Genomic DNA, 12,068 nt, shown 5'->3' on the forward strand with positions numbered 1-12,068 from the left:
TTACGACTTGCGCTTCTCTTCGTGCAGCAACTGGTCCATGCTGACCGACGGCTGATCGCATCCCGCCTCACCCACGATTTTCGCCGGCACACCGGCAACTGTGGTGCAGGGCGGCACGTCTTTCAACACCACGGAACCCGCCGCAATCCGGCTGCAATGCCCAACCGTGATGTTGCCCAGAACCTTGGCCCCTGCCCCGATCAGAACCCCGTTGCCGATCTTGGGATGGCGGTCGCCCTCTTCCTTACCGGTCCCGCCAAGCGTCACCGAATGCAGGATCGACACGTTATCCCCAACCCGCGCGGTCGCCCCAAACACAATCGAATGCGCGTGATCAAGGAAAATGCCCTTACCCACCGCACAGGCGGGATGGATATCGACACCAAACTCTTCGGACACACGCATCTGAAAGAAGTACGCCAGATCATGCCGCCCCTGTTTCCACAGCCAATGCCCGATCCGATAGGCCTGAATCGCTTGGAAGCCTTTGAAATACAACAAGGGTTGCAAATACTGGATACAGGCCGGATCGCGTTCAAACACAGCCACCAGATCGGCGCGCGCCGCATCGGCAAGGCTGGGATCGGCCGCATGCGCCTGATCACAAATCTCGCGCAGCATCTGATCCGACATCTCTGCCGAGGCCAGCTTTAGCGCCACCCGATAGGACAGCGCCGCCGACAAAGACCGGTGATGCAGAACACTGGAATGGATCAACCCACCCAGCAGGGGTTCCTTGGCCACGACCTCATCGGCCTCGACCCGCAGCCGTTGCCAAACCGGATCAACCTTGGTCAGTTTTGCACTCTGTTCCCGCATGGCGGCCCCTTTCGCTTTGGGTGTCTCTATACAACGTGTGCATAGGGACGCCTAGCGAAAGATGTTACACAGAATTGTGACTTCAAGGCGAAATCGTTCGCAAAATTGCGTGGCGGCCCAGAATTTATTCCCGCTCCGCCGCGCCGCGCACCGCGCAAATCGCGCTCAGAATAACCATGACACAGCGCAGATATTCCGGATCATCCCAGAACGGTTCGGCCCGTCTGGGATAGGTTCCCGCCACGTCCATCAGGCTCCCACAGCCCCAGCGCGGATGCACCCGCCCCAACCGTTTGCGATACTTGTCGGCGGCCTGTGCATGGGTCAGCATCCGCTCGGCCAGCGCCGCGCGCATGCTGTCGGGTACCTTCATCAACGCACAGGCCGCCGCCGCCACGTCCCCCGGACCAATGGGGCGCATGGTCAGATCGCGATCTCAACGGCGCTATAGGGTCCCGGCCCGAACCGGTCCGAAATCTGTGCAACCTCGAACTGTGTGCCGGGGCCGAACATATCGCTGGCCTGATCCGCAGCGCCATAGGTCCATGTTGGCGATGTCGCCATATCCTGTCGCACAATCGCCCCGTTTTCATCGCGGATCCGGATGGAGTATAGCTCACTCGCCTCGCCCAGCGGCACCTCAAACCCTTCCCACGTGTCCCCGTCGATCCGCGTCCGGCGGGTCCAGCTGAACACACGCGCGCCATCGCCCTGCACCGTTTCGCGCAGATGCACCGGCGCATAGGGGCGCAGCCCGTTGCCCGCAAAGGCCTCAACCTTTTCAACATAGGACGCATCATCGACCGCCCGCCCCGCCGGACCGATCCGGTAAAAGCGCGCAAGGTTACGCTCAGACGCGTCCAGCGCGATCTGTTGCGCCGCCGCGTTCAGCAGCACGATATAGCTCCCGCTGGGCCAGACATCGGGCATGATCCCGTCCGACCCCGCCTGCCCCCGCAACCGCAGGCGCAGCTCATAGGTATTCGGCGCGACCAACTGGGCCTCTTGGAACTGGAACACCTCCCAATTGCCCGAACTGCCATCGCCAATCACCGCCGCGTTCGCCCCGTTCAGGATCGCGTCCTGCGTCCCACTGGCCAGCGATCCGCCATAGACCCGCACCCGCAGCGCAGGCCCACGATCCCACAGCCCGGGCGCGGCGCGGCCAAGGTCGGTCTCGGTCACGCCAACCACCGCGCCCTCAACCAAGGTGGTGTTCAGGACATAGCCGTTGTCCTGTGGCGCACTGAATACCGCGACCGTGCCCGGCCACGGGGTGGCCGTCACCGCGATATGGGGCGCATGAGGCACCTCATCACCGGTCAACAGGGGCAGGTCCATAAACAACGGAAACACCGGCACCGGCGCCACAAACGGCGTCAGGGTCACGGTTTCCTCGGCCGCGTCCGAGGGCTCATAGACGCTGGGGTGGATTTTGACCGCCTCGATTTCCCGCGACAGGCCCTGCTCCACACGGTCCACCCGATAGGACGACGCACCCAGTTGCACCACATCCCCCGCGCCCACATCCAGATGCGACATCGGCAGGGCAAAGCGCGCCGTATCGCGCGACAGGCGCGCCTCGGCCAACCAGCGCTCGGTGATCTTGCGCCCCTCGGCCTGTGTCAAGATCAGGGGCAATTGCGTCACCGCCACCGCGCGGCTTTCCTCGTCTGGGAAAATCGCCTCGGTTGAACGTAGTTCATAATCGGCATCCGCCTCGGTAAAGGTCAGGCGCACGCGCCCTGCCACCTCGGCCTCGGGCGCGCGCAGCAGTTCCAGCGCGGTGTCGTCATTGTCCCGTCGCACCATCCGATCAGACGACAGAACCACATCCGCCCCGTCCCCACGATTGCGGAACACCAACTGTCCGTCACGCTCTACCGCGTCAAACCCATAGGCCAGCATCAGAGGCTGCAACGCCGCCCGCCCCGACGACAGGTCATCCACGTGATAGCCGCGCACGATGCCATAGAGGCTACTGGTATCGACGTCCTCAACGCCCGCACGGTGGCAAATCTCGGCCACCACCGCGCCCAGCGCCTGACCGGTGACACGACCGTTCAACCAATGCCCGCGCGCGTAATTGTCCGCGTCACCCCACAATTCCGCATTCCCCGGGAAATACGGATAGGGCCGCGTGTCCCATGCCCAGACGTTTGACCGCGACATATCGATCATCGCCCCGCCATAGACCTCGGACAGGGGGTTGTTGGCCGCATCCCCCCAGTAATCCGTCATCGCGCGCAGATACTGCGCCTGAATCAGGTCATCGCGCCGCCCGTTGGAATAGGCTGGCAGGCTGCTCTCGGACGATTTCGGGTCCAGAAACTTGTTCGGCTGGTTCGTGCCCTTGTCGATCGCGGCACAGCCGTATTCGGTGAACACAACCGGCTTGGATTGCGGCACCCACCCCGTCGGCACGGTCTCCCGAACACCGTTCAGACGATTGTAATGCTCATTTCGCCACCAGTTGCGGATGTCCTTATACCGGAACACCCAATCCTCACCATGGGCGCCATCGGTGATCGGGCGGCGCAACTGGGCCTCGGATTCCAACGCGCTGGCGTAATACCAATCATAGCCCTCGCCGCCCTCGATGTTCGATTGCAGGTAGCCGAGGTTATAGATGTCCTCAAACGCCGCATCGGCATGATCATTACCCGCCCGCCAATCGGACAGCGGCATATAGTTATCAATCCCGATGAAATCGATGTTCTGATCCGCCCACAATGGGTCCAGATGGAACAGGACATCGCCCGACCCGTCCTGCGGGTGATAGCCGAAATATTCGCTCCAATCCGCGGCATAGGTGATATCAACATCCGGCCCCAGAATGGCACGCACGTCGGCGGCCAGCTGGATCATCGCCTCAACCGCCGGAAAGGCACCGGTGTCATCGCGGATCGTGGTGATCCCGCGCATTTCCGAGCCGATACAAAACGCATCGACCCCGCCTGCGGCCTTGCACAGATGGGCATAGTGCAGCACGAACCGCCGGTACCCCCAGTCATCCGACGGACCGTCATACCACAGATAGCCGTATTGCCCACGGATGTCGGACAACAACGCCTCGGCCTCGGCTTGGTTCGTGGGCGGCGTGAAATCATAGGCGGCATAGAAATCGGCGCCATCCGCCGCGCCAAAGAACGCCTCAACCTCGGCGCGCGCTGCGGCGGTCCGATCCGTGGTCCCCGCCATTCCGGGGGCCAGCGACGTGGTGATCCGCCCCCGCCACGGCAGGGCAGGTTGCCCGACTTCACTGGTATAGGGGTTGATCAGCGTGTTATCCGCCGTCTGCGCCATCAGGATGAAAGGGTAAAACGTGATCTGTTTCCCCGCGGCCTTGAGCGCGACAATCGATTCAATCACCGACTGATCGGACGGCGTCCCCCCATAAAGGAGCAGCCCGTCCTCATCCACCGGCACGCGATCAGCGGCGTAACGGTCCTCGGTCGATACCATCCACGGAATCGGCCCCGCATAGGTGTCTTTCTGTTCGACACGCGGCTTGATCTCACACTCACCCGCGCGCAGGTCCGTCCCGAACCAGCTGCTGATCAACAGGGTATGATCCGCCTTGGGCAGTTCCTCGTCCAGAACCTCTAGCGCGGTCTCGAAATCCGTCTGGCCCGAGGGCGTGTTCATATTCGCGGAATTGTTTTCGCCCGGCCCGCTGCCGTAATAGGTCGACGTGACGCCAAGCGCGAATTCCCCCGTCCCGGGGATCAACGCGACGCCCTCAATCACCTCGGACAGCGGCTTTTGCGCCGGATCGTCGGACGTCACGGGGCGCACCACCTCAAACGACAGTTGCGGCACACGGTTGCCGAATTGCGCCAGTTCCAGATCCTCCAGCACCACATAGGCGATCCCGCGATAGGCCGGTGCGTTTTCCGCACCCTCAATCGCCTCGATCAACGGATCGGGTTCCTGATCCTCGGTGCCGGTGTAGACGCGCAGGTTCACCTGATCGCGCGACACCTCAACCCCATCGGCCCAGACCCGCCCAACGCGCAGGATCTCGCCCCCGCACAGCGCAATCGCCAGAGAGACCGAATAGCTATAGGTCGTGACCTCGGGGCCGGATGTCTTGCCCCCACCCGAGGTCTTGGTGCTCTCGTAAAAACGCGAGGCCCAAATCACCTGACCCGCGATCCGCGTGCGCCCGTAGACACGGTTGACCGGCGCGCCCTCGCTTGCGCCCATCAGGCGGAACCGTTCGACCTTGCCCGTCTCGACCGGCTCGGCCCCCACACCCAGAATTTGCTGGTCGATCACCTGACCGATGGTCGCGCCCACCGCGCGCCCGATCACCACGCTCGACAGGCCCAGAACCGATCCCCCAAGGGCCGAGCCGATCCCCGCACCCACAGCCGACAGAACAATCGTCGCCATCATTCACTCCTGTCTGGAAACGCAAAGCTGGCCACGGCCCGACGGGCCCATGACATGCCATAGCGACTTTCAATCACCCCATGCCCCCAATAGGCATGGATCAATCCATTGCGGCTGCGGATGCCCAAATGCTTGGCCACCGCGCCCGATTTGATCCGAAACAGGATCACATCCCCCACCCCCGCCGCATCGGCGGGACGGGTCGGCATCAAGGCCGCCAGACCGCGCCACAGGGGTTCCTGTGTGCCGCTTTCGGTCCAATCGGCGGTATAGGCGGGAATGGCGCAGGGTTCCGCGTCGTATAGGTCGCGCCAGATCCCCCGAAACAGACCCAGGCAATCCGACCCCGCGCCGCGCACAGACGCCTGATGCGCATAGGGCGTCCCGATCCATGACCGCGCAATCGCCTCGGCGCGATCTGCGACACTCACGAATTCATGCTCCCGCCGGTGTTGGCCCCGCCCTGAACCGGATAGCTGATCAGCCAATCCTCACCCGGAATATGCGGAAAACCGCGATAGTTCAGAAAGTTCCCGAACTTGGCGCGACAGGTCTCGGCGCGCCGGTCGCACCCCGCCTCGATCAACAGCTGATCCCCCGTCGCGATCTCCCCACGCAGGGGTTCCCACAGTTCGATCATCCGCTGGCCATCCTCGAACCGGTCGTTTTTCACGATCCCGATCAGGCCCGTGCTGATCCCGCTCTGGACCTTGATACGGCCATGTTCGAACCAGCGCGGTTCGAAATCCGTGACGCCATCGAACCAGAACCGGCGGCCATCCTCATGACGGCCCACCACCTGTTCCGTGGTATATCCCGCGCGGCTGAGGTCAAACCGGCACCGCGCGTCCCCCAGAATGGCGGCGCAGGGACGTTGATAGACCTGTCCCTGTGGTTGGTTCAGAAACTCGGTCAGCCCGCGCAATTCGGCCTCAAACAACCCGTCGCGCCGCGTGATCAGACCAAGGGACCCCTGAAACTGCAACACCCGCAGATCGGGGTTCGACCAATCCACCAACCAGATGCGCAGGGCCGCACCATCGTACCGCCCAGCCTCGATATCGGCCTCACTGATGCCCGCGTCACTGAGCGCGCCAATCGCCTCGCTGTTGTCCACGGCCAGCCCGCTTGTCTGGCTCAGCGCGCGCGCGTTCATCCCCGATTGCGCGCGATACGTGACACCCTCAAACGCCAGATCGCGGTCATGATCGGTAAAGCCCAGCACGGTCCCGTCCCGACGATCCACCCGCCACGCACGGCACAGGGTGGTCACGCCGGTTAATAAACGGTCGTTCAATTCCTGCGGCACGCTCATACCCGCACCTCGACAACCGGCACGCGCGGCACGTCACCTGCGCGGAAACTGGCGACCGAGGTCAGGATCGTATCAGTGTCAAACCGCACCGGCACGTCGAACTCGAACCCCGCCGTGATCACCGTATCCACGTCCGGCGCGTCGAAAATCGTCACCACGCCAGTGTCATAGTTGACCGAAAAATGCACCGTTTCGACCAACGGATCGCCCGAAATCCCGACCCGCACCGTCGCCTTGACCGGCTTGGTGATCGGGCGGGCATAGCTGAACTCGCCCGATTGATAGGTCTTGAGCAGCGGGAACGCGGTCGTCTCGCCATCACCATGCGCGATGATCTGATCCTCAAACCCCACATCGGACAGAGGCAGGCAGGATTTGTAATCCGACCAGTCCTTCCAACGGAACCCGAACAGCTGCCCCCGACGCGCCTCAAAAAACGCGATCAAGGTTTCCACATCGTCCAGCGACCGCATCCCCACGCCCGCATCATAGCGGCGGCGCGCGTGTTCCCACGGCGTGTTACGTTCCTCATAGCCATTGGCCAGCGTCACGATCTCTGTGCGCCGCTCAGGCCCGCCCACGGACCCGAAACTCAGGTTCGCGGGAAATCGAATGTCGTGAAAATTCATGGACTTGCTCCCCTAGCTGTTGCGGCGACCACGGGCCAGCGCACGGCCCATTTCGGCGGCGATCTGGCTCTGGCTCTTGCGGAACCCGCCCACATCGGGCGTCGAGATATTCATGGTGACATGGACCGGCGCACCGCCCCCGTCCGAGCGCACGCCCAAACGTCCATCCGCCCCGCGCGACAGGGGCATGATCGCCTCTGGCCCCGCCTCACCCATCAGGCCCGTCGCGCCGCGCATCGGGAAATAGGTCGGCGAACTGACCACCCCGCCCGTCGCAAACGGCACCACGCGGCCCGACGTGAAACTGCCGCCATTGGCAAAGGGCACCAAACTGCCGACCACGGCCTCAATCCCCGTCGCAACCAAGCCGCCGACGTGGTTCTGCACCGGTGTGATCGCCGCGTTATAAGCCGCGACCGAAATGGCCGAACTGACCTCGCGCAGCGCATCGGACAGTTTCGCGCCGTCAAACACCAGCCCCTCAAACGCGCCGCGCAAACCGCGCCCCACGGCCCGCGACAGGGTGCCGACCTCGCGACTGGTCAGGGTCACGCTCTCGCGCATCTTGGCCAACTCGCCCTGAAACGTCGCCGCCACGCCCTGGGCCCCGCCCAGCGTGTCCTCCAGCGCCGCGATTTGATCGTCAAAGGCCTCCAGCCCGTCGAAATCCGCCATCACTCTTGCCTTTCGTGAACATCAGGAAAGGCGCGCGACAGCTCATCCAGCCGCGCGCGTCCCATCGGTGCGGGGCCGCTGCCGTGGCCCAGCATCATCAGCAATTCAGCAGGGCTCAGCGCCCAGAACTCGGCCGGTTTCAGGTTCAACCCGATCAGCCCCGCCCGCATCAGCGCGGGCCAGTCAAACCGCATAGGCACCCCCTGCGGGTGAGGCGGGCACGCTGAACGCCACGGCCAACAGACGCGCGGCCACGCGGGCGGCCTCCATCGGGCCACCCTCGATTGTCGCGTTGGCCAGATCGCGGCCCGTGCCGGACCAGCCGCCCCCGCGCAGCCCCGCAAGGACCAGCGCCATCAGATCCCGCGCGCTGTACCCGCCGCCCTCGAACCGGTCGATCAGGGCGACAAGCGTGTCCTCGCCCAGCGCCTCTTCGAGTTCGGCCAGCGCCCCAAGGGTCAGCTTGAGCACCCGTTCCTGCCCATCAATGATCAGGGCCACCTCGCCCGCATAGGGGTTCGCCATCAGAGCGCCGTGAACGCAATCGCGCCCGCCGAGGCCAGCGAGATTTCATAGGTCGCCTCCCCATTGTGCGAGCCGGAATATTCCAGCGACGTCACCTGAAACGCGCCCGTGACAATGCCGAAATCGGGCACGATAACCTGAAAATCGGGGGTTTCGCCGTCGAAAAAGATCTGGCGCGCGCGTTCGTCGGTGTTGGCGTCCTTGAACACGCCGGACCCCGAAATCGCCGCCGATTTCACACCGGCACCGGCCAGCAATTCGCGCCAGCCGCCTTGGCTCTCCAGAGAGGTCACATCGACCTGCTCGGCGTTAAAGCTGATGCGCGTGGCCCGCAGGCCCGCGATGGTTTCAAACTGCCCGTCCCCCGTCAGGTCGAGCTTGATCAATAGGTCTTTGCCGTTTTGGGCCACCATGGCGTGTACTCCGGTTTAGAAATTAGGAATGTTCGATGCGTGCGTTGAAACGCAGGTCGATCTGACGCCCCGCACCCCCGTCCAGACGACGGGCGCGGGCGCGTTCAAAGTTCAGGCTGATCAGATGCCCGTCGGACGGGGTCACGGTCGCAGGGGTCAGGGCGTCACAGATCGCGCCCGCCAGAACCTTCATATCCGCAAATCCGGACACCGTTCCGACCACCGAGACCGTGAATTTGTGCAAAGCGCCCGTGCCCGTCATATCGTCGCGCGCCAAGGCCTCTTCTTCGCCCAGAATGACATAGAGCGGCGGCACAGGCCCTGCGGGAACGGCGTCGTAAACCGCGCCCGCCACGTCTGCCTGTACCGCTGCCGAAGCCTGAAGCGCGCCGTAGACGGCCACCTGCAGGGCGTTTGCGTGCTGATAGCTCATACCGCGCCCTCCTCGGTGGCATAACAAATCAGGTAATGCCCACGGCCACCGGCCTCGGACACCGCATCAATCGCGAACAGGCGGCTGCCATCGCGAAACCGTTGACCGGGGCGTGGGCGGGACGGCGCATTGGGCGCGGCCGCGCGCACCGTGATGCGATAGCTGGTCAGGCTGGTTTCGACATCGAACGCCTCGGTCCGACGCCCCGAACGCAGCGTGACATCCGCCCACAACGCGCCCAGCGCGGCCCAGCTCTGGCTGAACCCGCCCGCGCCATCAGCGGTGCGCAGCGGCCCCTCTAGGATCAGCTTGCGGCGCAACACAGGACCGCCCATCAGCAGATCCCTCCGCCCAGAATGCGCACCGTGCGCCAGCGTTCCAACAGCATGTTGACGCCAAAGGGCATCGCCTTTTCGCCCTCACCGGCGGCGGCGCGATGTTCATAGTAATGCGCGGCCAGCAGGAACACCGCCTGCGCCAGATCGGCAGGAATCGCATCCCACGCCGCACCAAACCCCGCCTGAAACGCGATTTCCGCCGTGCCGCCAATGCCAATCGTCGGCAGGGCCGACCCGGTGGCACGCACATGCGGGCGATGGGTGTCAGGCTCCAGACGATAGGTCCCCACCTCCGCATCCGTCGCATTATCCGCGCGGTCAATCACCGTCAGGCGCGTCACATCCACAACCGGCGCAACCGGCAGGGCCTGACGGTCCGCCTCACGCCACGCGGTGACGGTCCAGACGAAATCCCGCGTCAACAGCACCTTGCCAATGCGCCCCTCAACGGCGGCCATCGCCGCACGCAACAGCGCCTCCAGCAACGGGGCCTGCTCACCGTCATCGGCAAACCCGGTCCCCAGTTGCAAATGGGCGCTAAATTCTTCAACCGGCAATGCCTCGGTGGGCACTGTCGTCTGCTCGATCAACATCATGGGTTTCTCCATTGTTCCGGTGCCATCAAGAAGTGGCGCGCGCGCCTGCACCGCTCGGACGGACGGACAAGACAGCTAGACAACACAGGGACATATCGCGCGCGCCGGAACCCCCGCCCTTATGGGGCGGGGGCAACTCGGGATCGCTTAGGCGACCGAGAACTTCAGCAGCTTGATCGCGGCAAAATCGCTGATGTCACCGCCAACGCGTTTGGTGGCATAGAACAGGACATGCGGCTTGGCGCTGAACGGGTCGCGCAGAACGCGCAGGTCGGGACGTTCGGCCACGGTGTAGCCCGAGGCGAAATCACCAAAGGCAAGCGCCGCGCTGCCCGAAGCGATGTCAGGCATGTCTTCGGCGATCATCACCGGATAGCCCAGCAGACGTGCAGGCTCACCTGCGGCAAGGCTGTCAGTCCACAAGAAGCGGCCATCGGCGTCCTTCATCTTGCGCACCACACCGGCGGTTTTCGAATTCATGACAAAGGTCGCGTTGGAACGGTATTCCGCGCCCAGCGCATAAACCACGTCCAGAACCGCATCGGCGGGCGAAACGGCGTCGAAATCACCATCGGTGCCGGTCGCGATATAGCCCAGCGAACCCCACGCCCAGCTGTCATTGGCGACCTGCGCGTGGCTCAGAATGCCGGTCGGTTTGTCGATGCCGTCGCCGTTGATGAACGCGGCCGCTTCGGCGCGGGCGAACTTGTCGGCGATACGGCTGGCCAGCCAGCCCTCGATGTCGAACGCGCTGTCATCCAGCAGACGCTGGGACGCCTTGGGCATCGCCGACAGCTCATGCAGCGGGATCGACACACGCTCGATCTGGGGGGTGTCGGTTTCGGTGATGGTACCGGTCTCCGACGCCCAGCCCGAACCGATGTCGCTGTGATCGACCAGAACGTCATAGGACGTGGCCTCAACCGCGACGACCTGCGCAACCGAGCGCAGCGACGAGGTGCTGTTCAGAACCGATTTGATCGTCTCCGAGGTCTGCGGATCGACCAGATAGCCACCCTCGGCGGACACGGCGGTCGACAGGGCTTTTTCTTCCATGTTCAGACCACGCAGCGCGTCGTCATCGCCCGAACGCAGATAGGCGGCGAACGCCTTTTGGTGGGGGGCCTCTTGGGCGGCACCGTTGGACAATGCCGGACGGCCAGCCATCATGGATTTACGGTCAAACTTGGTCATACGCTCTTCCTGTTTTTGAATGCGGTTTTCAATGTTGCGGCGAAAGCCCTTGAATTCGTGGATGAATTCGCCAATTGCTTCGGTCACATCGGCCATGGGCACAGAGGCACCCATCGCCTGCTCGTGGCAGTCGCTCATAGTCACGTCCTGTCTGGTTCTGGATGGTTACGCGGGCCTAGCCCGCCTCACTCTGGCAGGCGTCCCGAAAGGCCGCTGCCAACTGTCGCAAGGTTTCGGCCTCGGGCGTGTCCGCCTTTGCCCCGACCCGCGCCTCCGGAAGCATCGGGAAGGTCACCAAGGACACCTCCCACAGCTCCAGATCGTGCAACAGGCGCCCGCCCTCGGCGGTTTTTTGCGCCCGTTTCGTACGGTATCCGATCGACAGACCGTCAATCGCCCCCGCCTGAATCAATGCCGCTGCCTCGCGCCCTTTGGCGACGTCGGGCAACAGGCGGCCCTTGACGTAGAGACCGTGCTCATCCTCGCGCACCTCGTCCCACACGCCGATGGGCTGGGCCGGATCGTGCTGCCACAGCATCCGCACCGGACGGCCCTTTTTCGCCAGTTCGGCAAGGCTACGGCCATAGGCGCCACGCTCTACACGGTCGCCCCCCTGATCGGTGATCCCGAACAGGCTGGCATAGCCCTCGACCGTCACGTCATCGCTCATCCGGACCTGTGCATCGGTCTGGCAGAACTTGCGCTCTAGGCCCGTTTCAACAAAACTCATCTG

At 63.7% G+C, this 12,068-nt stretch carries 15 protein-coding genes; all 15 read right to left on the bottom strand.

Going from position 1 to position 12,068, the window contains the following annotated elements:
- On the bottom strand, window positions 1-819 hold the full coding sequence (gene cysE, locus R1W00_RS00810) for a serine O-acetyltransferase (RefSeq protein WP_317260814.1): 819 nt from the start codon (window positions 817-819) through the stop codon (window positions 1-3).
- A gap of 124 nt (window positions 820-943) precedes the next feature.
- Window positions 944-1,240, bottom strand: coding sequence for a hypothetical protein (locus R1W00_RS00815; protein WP_317260815.1), 297 nt, complete (start codon window positions 1,238-1,240; stop codon window positions 944-946).
- Between the two features lie 2 nt (window positions 1,241-1,242).
- Entirely contained in the window at window positions 1,243-5,217 is a 3,975-nt protein-coding gene (locus R1W00_RS00820) for a glycoside hydrolase/phage tail family protein (RefSeq protein WP_317260816.1), read from the bottom strand.
- Entirely contained in the window at window positions 5,217-5,648 is a 432-nt protein-coding gene (locus tag R1W00_RS00825; RefSeq protein ID WP_317260817.1) for a peptidase, read from the bottom strand. Before R1W00_RS00825 ends, R1W00_RS00820 begins: the two co-directional genes overlap by 1 nt.
- Window positions 5,645-6,532 carry a DUF2163 domain-containing protein gene (locus tag R1W00_RS00830; RefSeq protein WP_317260818.1) on the bottom strand — a complete coding sequence of 296 codons (888 nt, stop codon included), beginning with the start codon at window positions 6,530-6,532 and terminating at the stop codon, window positions 5,645-5,647. The genes R1W00_RS00825 and R1W00_RS00830 overlap by 4 nt, the downstream gene beginning before the upstream one ends.
- Window positions 6,529-7,161 carry a DUF2460 domain-containing protein gene (locus R1W00_RS00835; RefSeq protein WP_317260819.1) on the bottom strand — a complete coding sequence of 211 codons (633 nt, stop codon included), beginning with the start codon at window positions 7,159-7,161 and terminating at the stop codon, window positions 6,529-6,531. The genes R1W00_RS00830 and R1W00_RS00835 overlap by 4 nt, the downstream gene beginning before the upstream one ends.
- Before the next feature lie 12 nt (window positions 7,162-7,173).
- On the bottom strand, window positions 7,174-7,836 hold the full coding sequence (locus R1W00_RS00840) for a phage tail tape measure protein (RefSeq protein WP_317260820.1): 663 nt from the start codon (window positions 7,834-7,836) through the stop codon (window positions 7,174-7,176).
- Window positions 7,836-8,030, bottom strand: a complete 195-nt coding sequence (locus R1W00_RS00845) for a rcc01693 family protein (protein ID WP_317260821.1) — start codon at window positions 8,028-8,030, stop codon at window positions 7,836-7,838. The genes R1W00_RS00840 and R1W00_RS00845 overlap by 1 nt, the downstream gene beginning before the upstream one ends.
- Window positions 8,020-8,361: a gene transfer agent family protein gene (locus R1W00_RS00850; protein ID WP_317260822.1), complete on the bottom strand. Its 342-nt coding sequence runs from the start codon at window positions 8,359-8,361 to the stop codon at window positions 8,020-8,022. The genes R1W00_RS00845 and R1W00_RS00850 overlap by 11 nt, the downstream gene beginning before the upstream one ends.
- On the bottom strand, window positions 8,361-8,774 hold the full coding sequence (locus tag R1W00_RS00855; RefSeq protein ID WP_317260823.1) for a phage major tail protein, TP901-1 family: 414 nt from the start codon (window positions 8,772-8,774) through the stop codon (window positions 8,361-8,363). The genes R1W00_RS00850 and R1W00_RS00855 overlap by 1 nt, the downstream gene beginning before the upstream one ends.
- Before the next feature lie 22 nt (window positions 8,775-8,796).
- Window positions 8,797-9,207: a DUF3168 domain-containing protein gene (locus R1W00_RS00860; RefSeq protein ID WP_317260824.1), complete on the bottom strand. Its 411-nt coding sequence runs from the start codon at window positions 9,205-9,207 to the stop codon at window positions 8,797-8,799.
- Complete coding sequence (locus R1W00_RS00865; protein ID WP_317260825.1) at window positions 9,204-9,542, bottom strand: head-tail adaptor protein; 339 nt, start codon at window positions 9,540-9,542, stop codon at window positions 9,204-9,206. The genes R1W00_RS00860 and R1W00_RS00865 overlap by 4 nt, the downstream gene beginning before the upstream one ends.
- On the bottom strand, window positions 9,542-10,141 hold the full coding sequence (locus R1W00_RS00870) for a head-tail connector protein (RefSeq protein WP_317260826.1): 600 nt from the start codon (window positions 10,139-10,141) through the stop codon (window positions 9,542-9,544). The genes R1W00_RS00865 and R1W00_RS00870 overlap by 1 nt, the downstream gene beginning before the upstream one ends.
- A gap of 147 nt (window positions 10,142-10,288) precedes the next feature.
- Entirely contained in the window at window positions 10,289-11,473 is a 1,185-nt protein-coding gene (locus R1W00_RS00875) for a phage major capsid protein (protein ID WP_317260827.1), read from the bottom strand.
- Window positions 11,474-11,510: 37 nt separating this feature from the next.
- Window positions 11,511-12,065 (bottom strand): HK97 family phage prohead protease, encoded by a 555-nt coding sequence (locus R1W00_RS00880; protein ID WP_317260828.1) that lies wholly within the window; start codon window positions 12,063-12,065, stop codon window positions 11,511-11,513.
- Window positions 12,066-12,068: the final 3 nt, after the last annotated feature.

It is taken from the genome of Rhodovulum sp. FJ3 (genome assembly GCF_032918305.1).
Classification (GTDB): Bacteria; Pseudomonadota; Alphaproteobacteria; order Rhodobacterales; family Rhodobacteraceae; genus SAT37.